The organism is Pseudomonas sp. B21-015 (genome assembly GCF_024749285.1).
Classification (GTDB): Bacteria; Pseudomonadota; Gammaproteobacteria; order Pseudomonadales; family Pseudomonadaceae; genus Aquipseudomonas.
In genome coordinates, this window is sequence record NZ_CP087196.1 from 47,436 (window position 1) to 69,053 (window position 21,618).

At 60.3% G+C, this 21,618-nt stretch carries 19 protein-coding genes; 12 read left to right on the top strand and 7 right to left on the bottom strand.

Annotated features, from left to right (window positions below; translation table 11 throughout):
• Positions 1-11: 11 nt before the first annotated feature.
• Positions 12-833 carry a shikimate dehydrogenase gene (gene aroE, locus LOY38_RS00220; protein ID WP_258698359.1) on the top strand — a complete coding sequence of 274 codons (822 nt, stop codon included), beginning with the start codon at positions 12-14 and terminating at the stop codon, positions 831-833.
• Between the two features lie 126 nt (positions 834-959).
• On the opposite strand, the gene LOY38_RS00225 is transcribed toward aroE, so the two are convergent.
• The 3 genes from LOY38_RS00225 to betC all read right to left on the bottom strand — a co-directional run bounded on the left by LOY38_RS00225 (position 960) and on the right by betC (position 5,193).
• Positions 960-2,528 carry a SulP family inorganic anion transporter gene (locus LOY38_RS00225; RefSeq protein WP_201061061.1) on the bottom strand — a complete coding sequence of 523 codons (1,569 nt, stop codon included), beginning with the start codon at positions 2,526-2,528 and terminating at the stop codon, positions 960-962.
• A gap of 201 nt (positions 2,529-2,729) precedes the next feature.
• Complete coding sequence (gene choX, locus LOY38_RS00230) at positions 2,730-3,662, bottom strand: choline ABC transporter substrate-binding protein (RefSeq protein WP_258698360.1); 933 nt, start codon at positions 3,660-3,662, stop codon at positions 2,730-2,732.
• A 16-nt stretch (positions 3,663-3,678) separates the two neighbouring features.
• Positions 3,679-5,193, bottom strand: coding sequence for a choline-sulfatase (gene betC / locus LOY38_RS00235; RefSeq protein WP_258698361.1), 1,515 nt, complete (start codon positions 5,191-5,193; stop codon positions 3,679-3,681).
• Between the two features lie 114 nt (positions 5,194-5,307).
• On the opposite strand from betC, the gene LOY38_RS00240 reads away from it, so the two are divergent.
• Entirely contained in the window at positions 5,308-6,258 is a 951-nt protein-coding gene (locus LOY38_RS00240; RefSeq protein ID WP_258698362.1) for a choline sulfate utilization transcriptional regulator, read from the top strand.
• Positions 6,259-6,327: 69 nt separating this feature from the next.
• Here LOY38_RS00240 and LOY38_RS00245 read toward each other — a convergent pair whose 3' ends face one another.
• On the bottom strand, positions 6,328-6,981 hold the full coding sequence (locus LOY38_RS00245; protein WP_258698363.1) for an NAD(P)-dependent oxidoreductase: 654 nt from the start codon (positions 6,979-6,981) through the stop codon (positions 6,328-6,330).
• Between the two features lie 83 nt (positions 6,982-7,064).
• Here LOY38_RS00245 and LOY38_RS00250 point away from each other — a divergent pair, with 83 nt between their 5' ends.
• On the top strand, positions 7,065-7,391 hold the full coding sequence (locus LOY38_RS00250; RefSeq protein ID WP_258698364.1) for a DOPA 4,5-dioxygenase family protein: 327 nt from the start codon (positions 7,065-7,067) through the stop codon (positions 7,389-7,391).
• Here the strand turns inward: LOY38_RS00250 and LOY38_RS00255 are convergent, their stop codons facing one another.
• Positions 7,392-7,793: a GFA family protein gene (locus tag LOY38_RS00255; RefSeq protein WP_258698365.1), complete on the bottom strand. Its 402-nt coding sequence runs from the start codon at positions 7,791-7,793 to the stop codon at positions 7,392-7,394. It abuts the gene before it with no gap.
• A 318-nt stretch (positions 7,794-8,111) separates the two neighbouring features.
• On the opposite strand from LOY38_RS00255, the gene LOY38_RS00260 reads away from it, so the two are divergent.
• From LOY38_RS00260 to LOY38_RS00300, 9 genes are all read left to right on the top strand, one after another.
• Positions 8,112-9,419, top strand: a complete 1,308-nt coding sequence (locus LOY38_RS00260; protein ID WP_018927294.1) for a CitMHS family transporter — start codon at positions 8,112-8,114, stop codon at positions 9,417-9,419.
• Between the two features lie 86 nt (positions 9,420-9,505).
• Complete coding sequence (locus LOY38_RS00265) at positions 9,506-10,273, top strand: TerC family protein (protein ID WP_258698366.1); 768 nt, start codon at positions 9,506-9,508, stop codon at positions 10,271-10,273.
• 213 nt (positions 10,274-10,486) lie between these two features.
• On the top strand, positions 10,487-12,145 hold the full coding sequence (locus tag LOY38_RS00270) for a Na/Pi cotransporter family protein (RefSeq protein ID WP_258698367.1): 1,659 nt from the start codon (positions 10,487-10,489) through the stop codon (positions 12,143-12,145).
• Between the two features lie 56 nt (positions 12,146-12,201).
• The gene (locus LOY38_RS00275) at positions 12,202-13,581 is read left to right on the top strand and encodes a pitrilysin family protein (protein ID WP_258698368.1); all 1,380 of its coding nucleotides are present in this window, start codon (positions 12,202-12,204) and stop codon (positions 13,579-13,581) included.
• A 239-nt stretch (positions 13,582-13,820) separates the two neighbouring features.
• On the top strand, positions 13,821-14,849 hold the full coding sequence (locus LOY38_RS00280) for a DUF2914 domain-containing protein (protein ID WP_258698369.1): 1,029 nt from the start codon (positions 13,821-13,823) through the stop codon (positions 14,847-14,849).
• Between the two features lie 55 nt (positions 14,850-14,904).
• Positions 14,905-16,053 (top strand): ABC transporter permease, encoded by a 1,149-nt coding sequence (locus LOY38_RS00285; RefSeq protein WP_258698370.1) that lies wholly within the window; start codon positions 14,905-14,907, stop codon positions 16,051-16,053.
• Positions 16,050-16,853, top strand: a complete 804-nt coding sequence (locus LOY38_RS00290) for an ABC transporter ATP-binding protein (protein ID WP_258698371.1) — start codon at positions 16,050-16,052, stop codon at positions 16,851-16,853. Before LOY38_RS00285 ends, LOY38_RS00290 begins: the two co-directional genes overlap by 4 nt.
• Before the next feature lies 1 nt (position 16,854).
• A complete protein-coding gene (locus tag LOY38_RS00295; protein ID WP_258698372.1) occupies positions 16,855-17,793 on the top strand; it encodes an MlaD family protein in 939 nt (312 codons plus the stop codon).
• Positions 17,790-18,416, top strand: coding sequence for an ABC-type transport auxiliary lipoprotein family protein (locus tag LOY38_RS00300; protein WP_258698373.1), 627 nt, complete (start codon positions 17,790-17,792; stop codon positions 18,414-18,416). The genes LOY38_RS00295 and LOY38_RS00300 overlap by 4 nt, the downstream gene beginning before the upstream one ends.
• A 117-nt stretch (positions 18,417-18,533) precedes the next feature.
• Here LOY38_RS00300 and LOY38_RS00305 read toward each other — a convergent pair whose 3' ends face one another.
• The gene (locus LOY38_RS00305) at positions 18,534-19,763 is read right to left on the bottom strand and encodes a nucleoside recognition domain-containing protein (protein ID WP_258698374.1); all 1,230 of its coding nucleotides are present in this window, start codon (positions 19,761-19,763) and stop codon (positions 18,534-18,536) included.
• A 114-nt stretch (positions 19,764-19,877) separates the two neighbouring features.
• Positions 19,878-21,209: a glutamate/aspartate:proton symporter GltP gene (gene gltP / locus LOY38_RS00310; protein WP_258698375.1), complete on the bottom strand. Its 1,332-nt coding sequence runs from the start codon at positions 21,207-21,209 to the stop codon at positions 19,878-19,880.
• Between the last annotated feature and the right edge of the window lie 409 nt (positions 21,210-21,618).

Below are 21,618 nucleotides of genomic sequence, written 5' to 3' on the forward strand. Positions count from 1 at the left end.
GAGGAGTTCTGATGGATCGTTACGTCGTATTCGGTAATCCGATTGGCCACAGCAAGTCGCCGCTGATCCACCGTTTGTTCGCCGAGCAGACGGGGCAAAAACTGGACTACAGCACTTTGCTGGCGCCCCTCGATGATTTTTCCGGCTGTGCCCAGGCATTTTTCCGCGAAGGGCGCGGGGCGAATGTGACGGTGCCGTTCAAGGAAGATGCCTATCGTTTGGCGAACAGCTTGACCAAGCGGGCGCAGCGAGCCGGCGCGGTGAATACCCTGAGCAAACTGGCCGATGGCAGTTTGCTGGGTGACAACACCGATGGCGCCGGTCTGGTGCGGGACCTGACGGTCAACGCCGGATTCAGCCTTGCGGGAAAACGCATCCTGCTGCTCGGGGCCGGCGGTGCGGTGCGCGGTGCGCTGGAGCCATTGCTGGCAGAGCAACCGGCGTCAGTGATCATCGCCAACCGCACGGTGGAAAAAGCCGAATTGCTGGCGGAGTTGTTCGCCGACCTGGGGCCGGTGTCGGCCAGTGGTTTCGATTGGTTGCGCGAACCGGTGGACCTGATCATCAACGCTACGTCCGCCAGTTTGTCAGGCGATGTACCGCCGATTGCCGGCAGCTTGATCGAGCCAGGCAAGACGGTGTGCTACGACATGATGTACGGCAAGGAATCGACCTCGTTCTGCCGCTGGGCCAGTGAGCACGGCGCGGCGGTGGCGATGGATGGCTTGGGCATGTTGGCCGAGCAGGCGGCGGAAGCGTTCTATCTGTGGCGCGGTGTGCGCCCGGACACAGCGCCAGTGCTGGCCGAACTCCGCCGCCAGCTCGCGCTCTAGCTTTTGTGGCGAGGGAGCTTGCTCCCGCTCGGGTGCGAAGCGCCCGCAGATTTTAGGGCTGCTTCGCAACCCAGCGGGAGCAAGCTCCCTCGCCACAGGTTATGCCGTTGCCTCAACGCCGGTGTTTCAATCTTCGAACCGAATCGGGCATTTCTCCGCGCCTTCGAGCTTTCTCAATTCCTCCACCACCTGCGGCCGTGCCCGCCGCAGGGTCAGGCTGCGATCCTGGCGCAGCAGCCGTCGCGCTTCCTGGTGCAGCATTTCCACGCCCGAATAGTCGATGAAGTTGATCTGCTGCGCCTCGATCACTACGCGCGCGCCGTGCATCCGTTGCAGGCGCACTTGCAGGTAATGGCTGGCGCCGAAAAAGATTGAACCGCCGACTCGCAGAATGTCTTCGTCGCCCTCACGCCAATGCTGAACCCGTGGTTGCGAGGTGCGTTTGAGGTAGAAGAACAGCGAGGCCAGCACGCCGGCGTAGATCGCCGTTTGCAACTCCAGCAACAGCGTCGCGACACAGGTCAGCGCCATGACCAGAAACTCGGCACGGCTGACCCGCAACAAGGCGCGAATGCCGCGATGGTCGACCAATCCCCAGGCGATCAACAAAATACTGCCGGCCATGGCCGGGATCGGAATGTGGGCGATCAATACCGCACCGAAGATAGCGAACAACGCCACCCATACTGCTGAAAAAACGCCCGCCAACGGTGAGCAGGCACCGGCGTCATAGCTCAGGGCCGAGCGGGTGAAGGAACCGGCTGACAGCGACCCGGAAAAAAACGCACCGACTATGTTCGAGAAACCCTGGGCGCGGACTTCTTGATTGGCGTCGAGCAACTGCTGCGAGCGCGCCGACAAGGAGCGGGCAATCGACAGGCTCGTCACCAGCCCGAGCATGCCGACCGCCACCGCGCTAGGCAGCAGGCGCAACACCAGGTCCAGATCCAGCGGCAACGGGCTGAAGGGTGGCAGTCGCCCGACAAAGGCGCTGACCAACTGCACATGACCGAACATCGCTGGCCACAGCCATACCAGCAACCCGCTCAAGGCCAGAGCGATCAACAGCGTCGGCCAGCGCGGCACCAGCAGTTTTAGCACGATGCCTATCACCACCGTGGCCAGGCCCAGTACCAGCGAGGGTTTGTCCACCTCACTGAGATGACTGAACAGCAGCACCAGGCTGTTCAGCGCCGTGGCCTGGTTGGGCACATCCAGCCCCAGCAAGTTCGGCAGTTGCCCAATTGCAATTACCACCGCTGCGCCAAGGGTGAAGCCCAGCACCACCGAGTGAGAGACGAAATTCACCAGGGCGCCGAAACGCAGCAAACCCAGCAGCCACTGGAAAATGCCCGCAAGGAGTGTCAGAAGCAGGATCAATGTGACGTAGTCCTGCGATGCGGGGACGGCCAGAGGACTGACGCTGGCGTACAGGACGATGGAAATGGCCGCCGTGGGACCGCAGATCAAATGCCACGATGAACCCCAGAGGCAGGCGATCAGTACCGGGATGATGGCGGCGTACAACCCGTATTCCGGTGGGAGACCGGCGATCAGGGCGTAGGCAATGGATTGTGGCAACGCGAGAATCGCACCGCTCAGGCCGACGATCAGGTCACGACCGACGCTGGCACGGGTTTGCCGGGGCAACCAGGTCAGGAAGGGAAAGAGTGAATGGCGGCTGGGGAAGGCCATGGGTCCTCTCGGCAAGGGGTAAATCGTCAGGGTAAAGCATTGACCTACAGCGGGCAGATCATTGTGGCGAGGGAGCTTGCTCCCGCTCGGTTGCGCAGCAGCCGCAAATCCAGACAACTCGGTGAAACAGATAAACCGTGTTTGCCGAAATGGGAGCGCTACGCACTCCAGCGGGAGCAAGCTCCCTCGCCACAGAGAACCTTACAACTTGGCTTTCACGGCCGGCAACGCATCCTTCCCGTCCACCGTCTTCACCCCGTCCAGCCACTTATCCAGCACCACCGGATTGGCCTTGATCCATGCCTTGGCCGCCTCGGCATTGCTGACCTTCTTGTTCACCACCTCGGCCATGATGCTGTTCTCCATTTCCTGGGTAAAACTCAGGTTGGTGAGCAACTTGCCGACGTTCGGGCAGGCCTGTGCATAACCTTTGCGGGTCAGTGTATAAACGCTGCCTGTGTCACCAAAGTATTTCTCGCCGCCCTTCAGATAATGCATTTTCAGCTGCACGTTCATCGGATGCGGTGTCCAGCCGAGGAAGGTCACGAACTTCTGTTTCTTCACCGCGCGGGACACTTCGGCCAGCATCGCCTGTTCGCTGGATTCGACCAGCTTCCACTGACCCATGTCGAAGTCGTTCTTCTTGATGATCTCTTGCAGCGAAATGTTCGCCGGGGCGCCGGAGCCGATGCCATAGATCTTCTTGTCGACTTCTTTTGGGTGTAGCTCGGCGTACTTGTTCAAGTCGTTAAAGTTATGCACACCCGCGTCCCAAACGTAATCCGGGACCGCCAGCGTGAACTCGGTGCCGTCGAGGTTTTTCGCCAGTTGAGTCACGTCGCCGTTGGCCACGAACTTGTCGTAGAAGCCTTGCTGCGCCGGCATCCAGTTACCCAGGAATACGTCCACCTGGCCATCCTTCAAACCCCCAAAGGTGATCGGCACCGCCAGCGTGTCGACCTTGGCTTTGTAGCCCATGCCGTCCAGCAGAAACCCGGTGATGGCATTGGTTGCAGCGATGTCGCTCCAGCCAGGGTCGGCCATTTTCACCGTCTCGCAGCTTTGCTCGGCATAGGCCGAGGCACTGCCCAGAGCCAGAAGCCCGACCGTCAGTACTGTGGATAACCTTTGCATGGACTTCCCCTTAACATTATTGGTTTTGGCAGGGTTGTGGATAACGTGCTTTACGTTCCAGATCGTCGAGGTCGATGTGGTTGCGCATGTACTGCTGGCTGGCGTCCACCAGTGGCTGGTGATCCCAGCTCTTCAGCTTGCCGATGGTCAGGGCGTCGGCGACGAAACGCCGGCGTCGCTGACTGGCGAGCACCTGTTGGTGGATTGCCGGGATATTCCATTTGGCCCGCGCTTCGGCGAGAAAATCCTCGAAAAGCTGCCGATATTGCGGCGAATGGCTGAGTTCTTCTTTTTCACGCGGGTCGTTATGTACGTCGAAGAGTAGGCAAGGGTCGTCTTCGCTGTAGATGAATTTGTAGGCGCCACGGCGAATCATCATCAATGGGCTGATGGTGCCTTCGGCCATGTACTCACCGAAAACTTCATCGTGACCGCCCTGCCCTTGCAGGTGCGAAACCAGCGAGCGACCGTCCAGCGGCAGCCCCGGCTCCAATGAGCCGCCGGCCAATTCCACAAAGGTCGGCAGCAGGTCCGCGGTGGACACCGCCGCGCTGACCCGCCCGGCCCTGAATTGCCCCGGTGCACTGATCAGCAGCGGCACCCGGGCAGCCATTTCGTACCAGTGCATTTTGTACCAGAGGCCGCGCTCGCCGAGCATGTCGCCGTGGTCACCGGAGAATACGATGATGGTGTCGCCGATCAGCCCGGTTTCCTCGAGTGTTTGCAGAAGTTTGCCGACGTTGCTGTCGATATAGCTGCACGCACCGAAATAGGCCCGGCGCGCATCGCGAATCTTATCCACAGGCAGCGGCTTGTCCCACAGGTCATAGACTTTGAGCAAGCGCTGGGAGTGAGGGTCGAGTTCATCCTGTGCGGGTGTTTCGGGTAGAGGGATGTCGGCGTCGTCGTACATCTCCCAGAATGTTTTGGGAATCGTGTACGGATCGTGTGGGTGAGTCATCGACACGGTCAGGCAGAACGGCTGATCGCCATCCTCGCGGATGTGATCGAACAGGTACTGCTGGGCCTTGAACACCACCTCTTCGTCGAAATCCAGTTGATTGGTGCGCACGCAGGGCCCGGCTTGCAGGACCGACGACATGTTGTGGTACCAGGTCGGCCGCACGTCCGGCTCGTCCCAGTTCACGGCCCAACCGTAGTCGGCCGGGTAGATGTCGCTGGTCAGGCGTTCTTCATAGCCGTGCAACTGGTCCGGGCCGCAGAAATGCATCTTGCCTGACAGCGCGGTGCGATAACCGAGGCGCCGCAGGTAATGGGCATAGGTCGGAACATCTGCGGGGAAATCGGCCGCGTTGTCGTAGGCGCCGATCTTGCTCGGCAACTGACCACTGACCAGAGTAAAACGCGACGGCGCGCAAAGCGGGCTATTGCAATAAGCGGCGTCGAACACCACGCCTTCGGCGGCGAGGCGGCTGAGATTCGGCAGTTTGATGGGCGAAGGGCCGTAGAACGGCAACATTGGCGCGGCCATTTGATCGGCCATGATGAAAAGAATATTTTTGCGCTTCATGTGATCGCGGCATTCCATAGTGGATATTTATGCGAAAGTGCTGTGATCGAGCATGGAGTCCATAAACCTTGTGGTAAAGCCCATGCCAGGCAATGACTAGGATAAGCACAGCTTATGTATGACGCCCTCGGTGATTTGTCCCTGGACCTGCTTCGCGCCTTCGAAGCCGCGGCCCGGCAACGCAGCTTCACCGCCGCCGCGGTGGAGCTTGGCACCACGCAACCGGCCGTCAGTCAGCAGATCAAACGATTGGAAGAACAGCTCGCTACACGGTTGTTCGATCGCATCTATCGCGGTATCGAACTGACCGAGGCCGGGACCATTCTTTTCGAGCAGGTTCAGCTCGGTTTGCAGAATATCGATGCAGGATTGAACGCGATCAGTGCACAGCAACAACACGAAGTGTTGCAGGTGGCCACCGACTTCGCCTTCGCTGCGTACTGGCTGATGCCGCGTCTGCACCGCTTCCATACCGCCAACCCTCAAGTGGACGTCAGCCTGGTCACCAGCGAACGCAGCCACAACATGTTGCGCACCGATATCGATGTGGCGGTGCTGTTCGGCGATGGCCGGTTCAAGCAGGGCGAGAGCCACTGGCTGTTCAGCGAAGAGGTGTTTCCGGTATGCAGCCCGCTGCTATTGAAGGACCGTCCCCTGCCCTTGCCGGCTCGGGCATTGCTGGAGTTTCCGCTGCTGCACCTGCGAGGCGAGCACAGCAGCAACTGGTTTGACTGGAGCGGCGTGTTTCGCGAGTTGGGAATCACCTCGGCCCCAGCGCCGGGGCAACTGCGCTTCGACAACTACACCCTGCTGATTCAGGCGGCGATTGGCGGCCAAGGCGTTGCGATCGGATGGCGGCACCTTGTGGATAACTTGTTGGCGCAAGGTCTGTTGTGTCGCCCGATTGCCGACACGGTGATTTCCCGGCTGGGCTATTACGTGGTTCTGCCCCAGCGCAAACGGCGTGGGGCGTTGATTCAGCTGTTTGTAGATTGGTTGATGGCGGAACAGGCCAGCAGCGCGCAATCGCTCAATGGCCTTCCTTTGCCTTCGATTGCGGTGTGAACGCATAAAAGATCGCAGCCTTCGGCAGCGCCCACAGGCGCGTAGGAGCTGCCGCAGGTTGCGATCTTTTTACGATTGCGAAGTCGCAACAAAACTCACATGCTGACCGACATGCAAGTTAAGCCATAACTCATCGGCAATCCCGACGGCAACGCGGTTCAATTGTTCCAGCGGTTCGGCCAGGCCGGTGCTGACGTGACTGAAATGCTCAAGGGTCAGCCCGGGTGCACCGCGTGGTGCGTTCACCAGGGTCCAGTGCAATGGGCTGCTTTGCAGGGCCTCACGGATTTCTTCGGCGGCGTGGCGTTGCAATGGGTCTTCTATCTCCGGATCGTCCAGCACCTGGAAATCACCCACCAGAAACAGCCGGGTAATGCCCGCGGCCTGCATGCCGTCGATCAGTGCATCCACCGCCAGCACCTGCTCGACCGGGCCGGGCACAATGGTTTTTTCGATATGTTCACTGTTCATCGGCAACCCTGGCGCATCGAGCAGGCAGATCACCGCCGAACAGCCGGCCACGCTCTGCTTGACCCGCTTGGCATCGAACAGGTCGCCGGACTTGGTGCGCAATCCCGGGCGTGGCGCGAGTGCCGTCAGGTCATCGAGAATCGCGATCACTTCATGCTGGCGCCGCAGCATCTCAGCCATCAGCGCACTGCCCAGGCTACTCATGGCACCATAAAGCACTACCTTCACTACCGGGGTTTCGGCATTTTTCATGGCTGTGCTCCGAACTTCCTGCCTATATAACGTGTGACCTGCGGAGAGCGGTGTGGGTTCGACCAGGTTAAAAGGGGTTTCAGATGCAACAGATCAAGGGCTACCACGCCCATGTCTATTTCGACGCCAGCACCCTCCCGCAGGCACGGGCCTTGTGTGAGCAGGCAGCGCAATTGTTTCCACTGAAGATGGGTCGCGTGCACGAGCGCCCGGTCGGTCCCCATCCGGACTGGAGTTGCCAATTGTCTTTTGAACCGCAATACATTGGTGCGGTGTTGCCGTGGCTGGCACTTAACCGCAAGGGGTTGGTGGTATTCCTGCATCCGAACACAGGCGACGATCTGCTCGACCACACCGAGCATGCGATCTGGATGGGCGCGATCCGGCCGCTGAATCTGTCTGTGTTCTGATCAGAGTTGTTCCTCGGCCTCGCCGGGCAAATGTTCGTCCAGATGCAGCCAGGGCAAACGACTGTCGGTCCAGATATGCCGCTCGGCCGGCGCCTGCTCGGGATGGTCGAGGGTGGCGATGGTCACGTCGGTGCTCTCGGGACTGAGCTTTGTCGTCAGCGCCAGTTGCGCCCCGCAGTTGGGGCAGAAATACCGCGTGCAAGTGGATGATGAGTCATATCGGGATGGCGTACCTGCCACCCAGGCAAATACTGAGGCGGGGACGGTGATCCAGGTGGTCACGATCCCGCCGCTGACCCGCCGGCAAATCGAGCAATGGCAGTGAGCGATATCCTGCAACGGTCCGCTGAATTGATAGCTAATTTGTCCGCAGTGGCAACCGCCGGTGTGAAGTTCGCCCATGTTTTTTCCTCCTGACCCCGTGTTTACGGGCTCTAAACTCGGCCGACGAGCGGTTGCACATTCGGTCAATGCTTTCATCCGCGAAAGCTGGCTGAAAGCTTCCCCTATTAGGATCGCCCCACTGCCGGCAACAGACCGGTTGGCCAATGCGAGTGTTTTATCGCCCGCCTGGCCCATTTAACAACAACAATGGTGATTCTGATGTCCACTCCTATCCGCCTTTTCGCTGCAACTCCGCCCGTACGTCTCGTGCTTCCCGTTCTGCGCTGACCATCCGGTTCGCCCATTTACTAGCCGCGCTACGCCTGGAGTATTCCTATGCTGACTTTCCTTGGCTTTGCCATGGTCATCACGTTCATGTTCCTGATCATGACCAAGCGCCTGTCCGCGCTGATCGCTCTGATCATCATCCCGATCATCTTCGCCCTGTTCGGCGGTTTCTCGCCGAAGATCGGCCCGATGATGCTCGAAGGCATCACCAAGCTCGCGCCGACCGGTGTGATGCTGATGTTCGCCATTCTCTACTTCGCCCTGATGATCGACTCCGGCCTGTTCGACCCGGCCGTGCGCAAGATCCTCAAACTGGTCAAGGGCGACCCGCTGAAGGTTTCGGTCGGTACCGCCGTACTGGCGCTGATCGTGTCCATGGACGGTGATGGTGCCACCACTTACATGATCTGCGTGGCCGCCATGCTGCCGCTCTACAGCCGTATCGGCATGAGCCCGCGGATCATGGCCGGCCTGATCATCCTCGCCGGTGGCGTGATGAACATGACCCCTTGGGGCGGCCCGACCGCTCGTGCGGCCAGTGCGCTGCATGTGGACCCGTCCGCGATCTTCGTGCCGATGATTCCGGCGATGCTGGCTGGCGTGGTGGCGATTCTGGCGATTGCCTACGTCTACGGTAAACGCGAGCGTGCGCGTCTGGGTGAACTGCATCTGGTCGGTGATGAAATCGACCACAGCGAAATCAGCGTTTCGCAGTTCCCGGACGCCCGTCGTCCAAAGCTGATCTGGTTCAACGGCGCGCTGACCCTGGCGTTGATGGGCACCTTGATCGCCGGCCTGTTGCCGCTGCCGGTACTGTTCATGGTGGCGTTCAGTATCGCGATGATCGTCAACTACCCATGCCTGCAACAGCAGAAAGATCGCGTTGCGGCCCACGCCGGTAGCGTGCTGGCGGTGGTCGGTTTGATCTTTGCCGCAGGCATCTTCACCGGTATCCTGACGGGCACTGGCATGGTCGACGCCATGTCGAAAAGCTTGCTGGCGGTCATCCCGGATTTCCTCGGCCCATACCTGGCCGTGATCACCGCGCTGGTGAGCATGCCGTTCACGTTCTTCATGTCGAACGATGCATTTTATTACGGCGTGTTACCGGTACTTGCCGAAGCTGCCAGTCATTACGGTATAACCGCGGTGGAAATGGCACGTGCCTCGATCGTCGGTCAGCCCGTCCACTTGCTGAGCCCGCTGGTACCATCGACCTACCTGTTGGTGGCCCTGGCCGGTATCGAATTCGGTGACCATCAGCGGTTCACCTTGAAGTGGGCAGTGCTGGTTTGCCTGTGCATACTGGTCGCTGCTTTGCTGATGGGGATTTTCCCGCTGTTCAGCACTCTATAAGCCCAAGACTCACCATGAAGGGTCCAGGCTTTGTTGTTTGAAGCCTGGACCCTTCGTGGTTTAAACACTCGCTCAAAGGAATACACATGGAATGGCTGACCAACCCTGAAATCTGGGTTGCCTTCTTCACCCTGACTGCCCTGGAGATCGTTCTGGGCATCGACAACATCATCATGATCTCGATCCTGGTCAGCCGCATGCCCAAGCACATGCAGGCGCGCACCCGGATCTTCGGCCTGGCGCTGGCCATGATCACGCGGATCCTGTTGCTGCTGTCGATCACCTGGGTCATGCGCCTCACCGCAGACCTGTTCGAAGTGTTCGGCCAGGGTATTTCCGGGCGTGACCTGATCCTGTTCTTCGGTGGCCTGTTCCTGCTGTGGAAAAGCTCGCAAGAGATGTACCACGCGCTGGAAGGTGAAGACGAAACCAGCGACGAGCCGAGCGGCAAGGGCGGCAACTTCCTCTACACCATTATTCAGATCGCGATCATCGACATTGTGTTCTCGCTGGACTCGGTCATCACCGCCGTTGGCATGGTGTCCCACGTACCGGTCATGGTCGCGGCGATTGTCGTTGCAGTGCTAGTGATGATGTGGGCTTCTGGCACCATCAGCGAGTTCATCGACAAGCACCCGTCGCTGAAGATGCTGGCGCTGTCGTTCCTGTTGCTGGTGGGTACCGTACTGATTGCCGAATCGCTCGACGTGCACTTGCCAAAAGGCTACGTCTACTTCGCGATGGCGTTCTCGTTGGCGGTGGAAGCGATCAACATCAAGTTGCGCACCGCCATGGCGAGAAAGCGCAAACAGCAGGATCCGGTGAAACTGCGCAAGGATGTTCCGGGTCAGTAACCCGAACACCCTGCGATGACAAAGGGGCCTTCGGGCCCCTTTGTCATCTCTGCAGCAAACTGTTTTCATGACAGTTTTGTTTCAATCCCTTCTTTAGCTATGCGATGCTGGCGTCCAGACCGTTAGCCAACTACAGCTTAAGTACAGAACGTAGAAAAACGCGCGGCACCGTCAACTTGCCCCACTGGGGCGCTACCACCACAGGGGGCCCTTATGCTCACCCTGCTCAATTTATTATCGGCCGTGGCCCTGTTGATCTGGGGCACGCACATCGTCCGAACCGGCATCCTGCGGGTTTATGGTTCCAACCTGCGCCATGTGATTGCCCAGAACATGTCCAGGCGCTGGCTGGCGTTTGTCGCCGGGATCATGGTGACCGCCATGGTCCAGAGCAGCAACGCCACCGCCATGCTCGTCACCTCGTTTGTCGGTCAGGGCCTGATGGCGTTGACCCCGGCCCTGGCGACCATGCTCGGCGCCGACGTCGGTACCGCACTGATGGCGCGGGTATTGACCCTCGATCTGTCGTGGCTCTCGCCGCTGCTGATCTTCCTCGGGGTGATTTTCTTCCTGTCGCGCAAGCAGACCCGGGTCGGGCAGATGGGCCGGGTCAGTATCGGTCTGGGGCTGATCATTCTGGCGCTGCAACTGATCGTCGAGGCTGCCACGCCGATCACTCATGCTCAGGGCGTGAAGGTTATTTTTGCCTCACTGACCGGCGACATCCTGCTCGATGCGTTGGTCGGCGCGCTGTTCGCGATGATTTCCTACTCCAGCCTGGCCGCCGTCCTGCTGACCGCGACCCTCGCCGGTGCCAGCGTGATCAGTTTGCCAGTGGCCATTGGCCTGGTGATCGGCGCCAACATCGGCAGCGGCATTCTTGCTTTTCTCAGCACCAGCATGCAGAACGCGGCCGGCCGTCAGGTGGCGCTGGGCAGCCTGTTGTACAAACTGATCGGCCTGTTGCTGATCATTCCAGTGCTCGATCCGCTGGTGCACTGGATCGACAGCTTCGACTTCAGCGCTCAGGAAATGGTCATCGGCTTCCACCTGCTCTACAACACCGTGCGCTGCCTGATCCTGTTGCCCAGTGTCGGGCTGATGGCCAGGCTTTGTGCGTGGTTGCTGCCGGAGCGGCCGGACGTCAACGGCACGGCCAAACCACGGCATCTTGACCCGACGGCGTTGGTGACCCCCAGCATGGCGCTGGCCAATGCTGCCCGGGAAACCCTGCGCATCGGCGATCTGATCGACAACATGCTCGAAGCGATGCTCGCCGTGCTGCGCGGCAAACAGACTGCCGTCACCCAGGAAATACGGCGCCTGACCGATGATGTCGAAGCGCTCTACAGTGCTATCAAACTCTATCTGGCGCAAATGCCCCGGGAAGACCTCAGCGAACAGGACAGCCGGCGCTGGGCGGAAATCATCGAGCTGGCGATCAACCTGAAACTTGCCAGCGACCTGATCGAACGCATGCTGCGCAAGGTTCAGCAACAGAAAACCTCGCAACGCCGGTCTTTTTCCGAGGTCGGTCTGGAGGAGTTGGCGGGGCTGCACAGCCAGCTGATTGCCAACCTGCGTCTGGGGTTGTCGGTGTTCCTCAGTGCCGACCCGGAAAGTGCCCGCCAGTTGCTGCGTGAGAAACGTCGCTTTCGTGCACAGGAACGCCGCCTGGCCCATGCTCACGTCAGCCGTTTGCAACGTAAGGTCGTGCAAAGTATCGAGACCAGTTCGCTGCACCTGGAGCTGATCGCCGACATGAGACGCTTGAATTCGCTGTTTTGCAGCAGTGCCTATGTGGTGTTGGGCACTTCGGATACTGGCGCTCTGGCGGTCGACGATATGGCTGACATCACTCATTCACCCTGAACGTCCACAGTTACTTGAAGTCTGTTGTACTTACGCTGGTCGTACGGAAACTCGTTATGCGTTGTCTGCTGTTCGCTTGTCTGTTGCTCGGCGCCCTGCCTTCATTTGCCCTGGATCGCTTTCAGGTCGAGGGCTATACGCTGCCCAACGGCCTGCAATTGGTCCTCAAACCGGGCACCGAGCGCGGGCACGTGGCGATTCGGCTGGTGGTCGGTGTCGGGCTGGATGATTTCAGCTGCGCCGACAAGGAGCTGCCGCACCTGCTCGAACACTTGCTGTTCAGCGGCATCGACGCCACCGGCGAAGGTGGTCTGGAAGAGCGCATGCAGGCCCTGGGTGGTGAGTGGAACGCTTACACCAGCAACGCCGACACCACGTTCGTCATCGAAGTACCGGCGAAAAACCAGCGTCAGGCCCTCGATCTGTTGTTGGCGCTGCTGACCCAGACCCGTATCGACGACAACGCTATCAACGTCGCCAAGCAGGTGGTCGAGCGCGAAGACGGTGGCCATTATTCGCACCTGCAACGCTGGCTGGATCGCCAGGACCTGGGCCACACCGCCAGCAATCAGTTGGCGGTGGAGCTGGGCCTCAAATGCCCCGAGCGTGCCGAAGTCGATCACCTGACCCGCGAGCAATTGGAGAAGGTGCGCAAGGACTGGTACGCGCCCAACAACATGACCCTGATCGTGGTCGGCGACCTCGACCGCTTGCTGCCGGCCTATCTGGAACGGGCCTATGGTGCGCTCGAAGCGGTTGAGCCTAGCGCTCACCTGCCGCTGCCAGACATTCAGGCCAGCGCGGCCCACGAGCGCAATTTGAGTAACGGTTTCGTCGGCGGCGGTGCCAAGTTGCATTGGCTGGTGCCGGAACCGGTGCTGGAAGACCAGCATGACGAAACCTTCGACCTGCTCAAGGACTATCTGGATTGGGCGCTCTATCGCCAATTGCGCCTGGCCCATGGGTTGTCTTATGGGCCCTCGGCCGAGCGCGAGGTATTTGGCGGGGTGGGCTTCATGAGCCTGAACGCCGACCTTGATCGCGACGACGTGCTGGCAGCGGAACAGGTGCTGGATGAGCTTAAAGCCGATCTGCTCAAGAACGGCCTCGACGCCGCCACCTTCGCCCGTCTCAAGCAAGCCGCCATCGCTCGCCAGGCCTGGGCTGTGCAAGGCAACAGCGCCCTGGCGGACTATTACTGGAGCGCCCTTGGCGACTACGAGGACGGCCATTTCGTCAACCCGGCCAAGGCACTGCAAGACGTGACACTGGCCGAGGCGAACAAGGCGATGCGTGAGTTGCTGCTGCAGCCGGGGTTTTTGCGGATCGAGAAGCCGCTGATGAGTTATGACCAGGTGATGTGGGCGATTGTCGGGGGATTTGGGTTGATGGTGCTCGGAATATTGGGGTGGCGTGTTCACCGCAGAAAGCAATAATTTCCCTGTGGCGAGGGAGCTTGCTCCCGTTGGGCTGCGAAGCGGCCCTGAAAACGGCACCCCGGTTTATCAGACACACCGCATATAACCGATACTGCGACTGCTGCGCAGCCGAGCGGGAGCAAGCTCCCTCGCCACAGGGTTTTCGGTTCGGTCAACGTGACCGGAACACCTCGCCACACAGCCCCTCGGACGGTACCCTGTCGGGGATTTTCCCCACGACTATTGTGAATCGCCGAATGCCGAACCTGACCCTGTACGTACAGCGCATCCTCGAATTGATGAAGCGCTATCCCGGGGTCATTGCGCTTGGCGGTTTCATTTCCGGGGTCGGCAGTTTCATGCTGGTGGATCGCCAACAAGGTCTGGCGTCCTGGATCACCACCATCATGCTGGTCAGCTGGGTCTGGCTGATGCTGGAAAACAGCCTCACCAAGCTGTTCGCCAGGGTCTTCAAGCGCGAAATACCCCAGCCCCTGCTGCGTTACGCGACGCAGATGATCCATCAGGAAAGCCTGTTCTTCGTCCTGCCGTTCTTTTTAATCACCACCACCTGGAACAGCGGCCAGTTATTCTTCACTGGACTACTGAGCATGGCGGCGCTGATTTCGATCATCGACCCGCTCTACTACAAATGGCTGGCACCGCGCCGCTGGGCATTTTTGGCGCTGCACACCCTGACCCTGTTCGCGGCCCTGCTGACCGCCCTGCCCGTCATCCTGCACCTGACCACCGCCCAGAGCTTCAAGCTGGCGCTGGGCATTGCCATGGTGCTGTCATTCCCAAGCCTGGCCTCGATCTTCCCGATTCGCACCGTGCGCAATGCGTTGGCGATCCTCAGCATCACCGTCGGCATCGGCGCCGCCGGTTGGGTGCTGCGCTCCTGGGTGCCACCGGCGACCCTGTGGATGACCGATGTGGCGATCAGCACCCAAATGCAGGACCGCACCCCCGGCAAGAGTCTGGAAGAAGTCAGCGCCGAGCAGATTCGCGGAGGTGGGCTGTACGCGTACACCGCGATCAACGCTCCGCGGGGGCTGGCCGAGCGGATTTATCACGTCTGGATGTTCAACGGTAAAGAAGTCGACCGTATCCCGCTGGACATCAACGGGGGGCGCAAGGAAGGCTACCGCGCCTGGACCCACAAGCAGAACTTCCCCGGCAACCCCGCAGGAAAATGGCAGGTTCGGGTGCTCACCGAAGACGGCCAGTTGATCGGCGTGTTGCGCTTCAAGGTCATGGACAGCACACCCGTCAAAGAAAAGTAACGCGGTTCGTGCTATTAGTCAGGTCTGCGTAATAGCCGAACAAGCACGGGAGCTTATGACTAGCAGCACAATGCCCGGCAGTGCCCGACTGGACACCTCGCACAGCCCTGCCCTGTTGCGGGTCACGGGTGACTGGACGCTTGCCCATTACGCCGATCTCAAACGCCTGAGCGAAAAGCTCCACGGCCAATACGACGACAGCACCCCTGTCGATCTCAATGGTCTCGGCGCGCTTGATACGGCGGGTGCGTCATTGCTGGTGGAGCTGCTGGGTTCTGAGCGCTTGGGTAAATCTGCCGAACACCCCGATTGCACCCTTTCCTCCGCTGATCGCGCCTTATTGCAGACGGTGTACTGCTCGCTGACTGATTTTTGCGTGCCGATCAAAGAGCCGGAAATCAGCGTCGGCATTCAACTGCTGACCCGCATCGGCCGGGCGGTCGACGCGGTCTGGCAGGACACCCTGCAGCTGCTGGGTTTCGTCGGCCTGATCCTGGAAACCATCGCGCGCGAGCTGTTTCGCCCCAAGCGCTGGCGCCTTACGCCGATGGTCGCCCACATCGAACAGACCGGTCTCGACGCTGCCCCCATCGTCGCTCTGCTGACCTTTCTGGTGGGCGCCGTGGTAGCGTTTCTCGGGGCGACAGTGCTGGCGAGTTTCGGCGCGAGTATCTTCACCGTCGATCTCGTCGCGTTTTCTTTTCTACGGGAGTTCGGTGTGTTGCTGACCGCGATCCTGATGGCCGGCCGCACTGCCAGTGCGTTCACCGCGCAGATCGGCTCGATGAAGGCCAACGAAGAAATCGACGCGATCCGCACCCTCGGCCTCGATCCGATGGAGCTGCTGGTGGTGCCGCGGGTATTGGCATTGCTGGTGGCGCTGCCGATGCTGACCTTTCTGGCGATGTTGTCGGGGATTGTCGGCGGTGGCGTGGTGTGTGCGCTGTCGCTGGATATCTCGCCGGCGATGTTCCTGTCGCTGCTGCAATCGGACATTGGCGTGCAGCACTTCCTGGTGGGGATCGTCAAAGCGCCGATTTTTGCGTTCCTGATCGCCGCCATCGGCTGCCTCGAAGGCTTCAAGGTCAGCGGCAGCGCCGAGTCTGTTGGCGCGCACACCACTTCCAGCGTGGTGCAATCAATCTTCGTGGTGATCGTGCTTGACGCCGTGGCTGCGCTGTTTTTCATGGAGATGGGCTGGTGAGTCGTCTACCCCGAGCGCCTTCCGAGGCGGTGATCGAAGTCCGTGGGCTGTGCAATCGTTTCGGCCGCCAGAGCGTGCACGAGAACCTCGACCTGGATTTGTACAAAGGCGAAATCCTCGCGGTGGTCGGAGGTTCCGGCAGTGGCAAATCGGTGCTGTTGCGCAGCATCGTCGGCTTGCGCCAACCCAGCGAGGGGCTGGTGAAGGTCTTCGGCAAGAACTTGCCGAGCCTGTCGGAGCACGAGCGCTCGCTGGTCGAACGGCGGTTCGGTGTGCTGTTCCAGAAAGGCGCCCTGTTCTCTTCACTCACCGTGACCGAGAACGTCGCCCTGCCCCTGATCGAACACGCCGGCCTGAGCCGTGCCGACGCCGAGCACCTGGCGGCAGTGAAAATGGCGTTGGCCGGGCTGCCGTTGTCGGCGGCTGACAAGTACCCCGCGTCGCTGTCCGGTGGCATGATCAAGCGCGCCGCCCTGGCTCGGGCGCTGGCGCTGGACCCGGACATCCTGTTTCTCGACGAGCCCACCGCCGGTCTCGATCCGATTGGCGCGGCGGCGTTCGATCAGTTAATTCTGACCCTGCGCGATGCGTTGGGTTTGAGCGTGTTTCTGGTGACCCACGACCTCGACACGCTCTACACCATCACCGATCGGGTGGCGGTGCTGGCGCAGAAGAAAGTGCTGGTGGCGGATGCCATCGACAAGGTTGCGCAAACCGACGACGCGTGGATTCACGAATACTTCCATGGCCCTCGCGGCCGCGCGGCGCTGACGGCCGCTAACCAGCTCAACGAGGTCTGACATGGAAACCCGAGCCCATCACGTATTGATCGGCCTGTTCACCGTCATAGTGGTGGCAGGCGCCCTGCTCTTCGGTCTGTGGCTGGCCAAGTCCAGCGTTGATACCGAATTCAAGGATTACGAAATCGTCTTCAACGAGGCGGTCAGCGGTTTGTCCAAGGGCAGCGCGGTGCAGTACAGCGGGATCAAGGTCGGCGACGTGGTGATGCTGCGCCTGGACCCGAACGATCCGCGCCGGGTGTTGGCGCGGATTCGCCTGGGCGGAGACACGCCGATCAAAGAAGACACCCAGGCCAAGCTGACGCTGACCGGGATCACCGGGACCTCGATCATCCAGCTCAGCGGTGGCACGCCGCAAAGTCCGACCCTCAGGGGCAAGGACGGCAATTTGCCGACAATCGTTGCGTCGCCCTCGCCCATTGCCCGGTTGATGAATGACAGTAACGATCTGATGGAGGGCGTGAACGTGTTGATGCACAACGCCAATCAGTTGTTTTCCTCGGAGAACGTCGCGCGCATCAGCAGCACCCTGGAGCACCTGGAGCAAACCACCGGCACCATCGCCGACCAGCGCGGGGACATTCGTCAGGCGATGCAGCAACTGGCTTCGGTTGGCAAGCAGGCCAGCGCCACCCTGGAACAGACCACCGCGTTGATGCGCAACGCCAACGGCCTGCTCAACGATCAGGGCAAGCAGATGTTCGGCAGTGCCGAGCAAGCCATGAAGTCCCTGGAACAAAGCAGCGCGACCATCAACACGTTGCTCTCCGCCAATCAGGATTCCCTCAACAACGGCATGCAGGGCCTCAATGGCCTGGCACCGGCGGTGCGTGAGCTGCGCGATACCTTGAGTTCGTTGCGAACCATTTCCCAGCGGCTTGAGGCCAACCCCAGCGGTTACCTGCTGGGCAGTGACAAGAACAAGGAGTTCACGCCATGAAGCTGGCTCATCTCGCCCTCCTCGCCGGTTTTGCGTTGGTCGCTTCCTGTTCGATTTTCCCCAAGGCCGAGCCGTCCGATGTCTACCGACTGCCGTCGGCACAGCGCGACGCATCGGCCCAACACGGCACGCCGCAGCGCTGGTCGTTGCGGCTGGCCAAGCCTCAGACCAGCGAAGCCTTGAACAACCCGAAAATCGCCGTAATCCCTCAGGGTGATCTGATCAGCAGCTACAAGGCTTCACGCTGGAGCGACCCGGCACCGGTGCTGTTGCGCAATCGTCTGCTCGATGGTTTCCAGCGTGACGGTCGCGTGCCGTTGCTCAGCACCGATGACAGCAATTTCCAGGCAGACCTGGAACTGGGCGGCAACCTGCAAGCGTTCCAGACCGAGTACCAAGGCACGGCGGCGAGCGTGGTCGTGCGCCTGGATGCGTTGTTGGTGCGTGGGTATGACCAGCGAATCCTCGCCAGTCGGCGCTTTGAAGTGCGTCAGCCGTTGAGCGATGTGAAGGTGCCGGCGGTTGTCGCCGGGTTTGGCCTGGCCAGCGACCAGTTGACGGCGCAGGTGGTGGCCTGGACGGTGGAACAAGGTCAGAAGGTTGCGCCACCGCTGAGGCCTTGAAGACACCGCCGAACCCCTGTGGGAGCGGGCTTGCCCGCGATGAGGCCGGAACATTCAACATTTCTGTTAACGGTTAGACCGCCATCGCGGGCAAGCCCGCTCCCACAGGTTTTTTGGTTAGCCGAAGAACCAGTAGCAAACCCCGATCGCGCCAAGCACCCCGGCCAACTCCGCCAACAGCGCACAGCCCACCGCATGCCGTGCGCGCTGAATGCCCACCGCGCCGAAGTACACCGCCAACACATAGAAGGTCGTTTCGGTACTGCCCTGGACCGTCGCCGCCACCAGTGCCGGGAAGCTGTCGACCCCGGAGGTCTTCATGGTTTCGATCAGCATTGCCCGTGCGGCGCTGCCGGAGAAGGGTTTGACCATGGCCGTCGGCAGCGCATCGACGAAGCGCGTGTCCCAACCGGCCCACTCCACCAGATGACGAATCCCGTCCAGACCGAAATCCAGCGCCCCGGATGCTCGTAGCACACCCACGGCACAGAGCATCGCCACCAGATACGGCAGCAGATTCTTGGCCACGTCGAAGCCTTCTTTGGCGCCTTCGACGAATGCCTCGTAGACCTTCACCTTGCGTAACGCGCCGATAATCAGAAACAGCATGATCAGCCCGAACAGCGTCACGTTGCCGAGGATCGATGACAAGCCCGCCAGAGCGGTCGCTGAGAGCGTCGCCAGCAACGCCATGAAGCCACCGAGGGCCAGGGCGCCGGGAATCAGGTAAGCGAGCACCACCGGGTCCCACAGGCGCAGACGCTGCATGAACGCCACCGACAACAGGCCGACCAGGGTCGAGCAGCTGGTCGCCAGCAGGATCGGCAGGAACACCAGGGTCGGATCGGGCGCGCCTTGCTGGGCGCGGTACATGAAGATCGTCACCGGCAGCAGGGTCAGGGAGGAGGCGTTGAGTACCAGAAAGAGGATCTGCGCGTTGCTGGCGATGGTGTCGCTGGGGTTGAGCTCTTGCAGCGCCTTCATGGCTTTGAGGCCGATCGGCGTGGCGGCGTTGTCCAGCCCCAGGCCATTGGCGGCGAAGTTGAGTGTGATCAGACCGATGGCCGGATGCCCGGGCGGTACTTCCGGCATCAGGCGCAGGAACAGCGGGCCCAGCGCCTTGGCCAGCCACTCGACGATCCCGGCTTTTTCCGCGATCCGCAAAAAGCCCAGCCAGAGGGTGAGGGTGCCGAACAGCAGGACCATGACCTCGACCGACAATTTGGCCATGGCGAAAATGCTTTCCACCATCGCCGCGAAGATCCCGGCATTGCCGCCGATCAGCCACTGCGCCAGCGCCGATACGGCTGCCACGATGAAGAAGCCAAGCCACAGGCCATTAAGCATCAGTCAAATCCCCCGGAAGATGCGGCGAATGATAGCGGGGCAGGCAGAAACGACAAACCCCGGATTTCTCCGGGGTTTGTTTAGTACTGCTAGCAAAAGACCAATGTGGGAGCGTCAGTTGCTGGAAATCTCGCCAACCGGCAGCTTTTCCTTGCTGCGCCAGTGCGGCAGGGAGTTCCAGTAGCGCTGGCCCTTGGCGTCGTCGTACATGCCTTCCCAGCGAGCGATGACCAATACGGCCAAGGCATTGCCGATCACGTTCAGCGCAGTACGGGCCATGTCCATGATGCGGTCGACACCGGCGATGAACGCCAGGCCTTCCAGCGGAATGCCAACGCTGCCCAAAGTAGCCAGCAGCACCACGAAGGACACGCCCGGTACGCCGGCGATACCTTTGGAGGTGACCATCAGCGTCAGCACCAGCAGCAACTGTTGGCTGATCGACAGGTCGATGCCGTAGAGCTGGGCAATGAAGATTGCCGCGATGCTCTGGTACAGGGTCGAACCGTCGAGGTTGAACGAGTAGCCGGTCGGCACCACGAAACTGCAAATGGCTTTCGGCGCGCCGTAGGCTTCCATCTTCTCGATCACGCGCGGCAGCACGGTTTCGGAACTGGCGGTGGAGTAGGCCAGTACCAGCTCATCCTTGAAGATGCGCATCAGCTTGATCACCGAGAAGCCGAACAGGCGGGCGATCAGGCCCAACACCACAAAGGCGAAGAAGGCGACGGCGAAGTAAACCAGGACGACCAGTTTGGCCAGCGGCAGCAGAGAGGCGAAGCCGAAGTTGGCCACGGTCACCGCGATCAATGCGAACACGCCGATCGGGGCGTAGTTCATGATCATGTGGGTGACCTTGAACATGCTTTCCGACACGCCCTGGAACATCTTCACCAGCGGATCGCGCAGGTCCGATTGCAGGCTCGACAGACCGAGACCGAACAATACGGAGAAGAAGATGATCGGCAGCATCTCGCCGCGGACCATGGCGGCAAAGATGTTCGACGGGATCAGGTTAAGGATGGTCTGGATGAACGCGTGTTCATGCTGAACCTCGGCGGCGGTGGCCTGGTACTTGGAGATATCCACCGTACCCAGGGTGCTCATGTCGATGCCGCTGCCCGGATGAACCACGTTGGCCAGCACCAGACCGACCAGAATGGCGATGGTGGTGACGATCTCGAAGTAAATGATGGTCTTCAGACCGATGCGACCGAGTTTCTTCGCGTCGCCCACGCCAGCAATGCCGACGACGAGCGAGGAAATCACGATCGGGATCACGATCATCTTGATCAGACGGATAAAGATATCGCCCGCCGGTTGCAGGACGTTGCTGATCCACCAGGCTTTTTCGGCACTGAAATGGTTGAGCAGTGCACCAATTGCTATCCCCAGAACCAGACCGATGAGGATCTGCCAGGCGAGGCTAAGCTTTGCCTTCTTCATGTCTTTACCCTTACTTGCGTTTGACTCAGGCTGATGCATGAACTGAAACGCTCAATGGCGAACAAGTCTTGCAACGGCCCCCGTATAAGGTCCCCGCGAGCGAGCATTTACAGCTCTCAGGCAGCGAAAAAGGCGCAACTATTCCGATGCCGGGAAGCGCCGTCTAATGCCGTAAGCGCCTACCCTATGCCGAATCGGCATGAGATCTTTTAACTCAAACCCGCGTCCCAACCGGTTCGAATACGACATTTGGGCGGGCATAAGTGCCGTGAACCGGCAATTTCAGCGCAGGTTGATGTTTTTTGAACAGGCGGAAAACTGGGAAAAAGCCTACGTTTGGCTGCGAATTTTCTTCGCGTGAAAGTTTGGGCTTTCTCGATATACGGTCACGAAGAAACACCGCGAAACG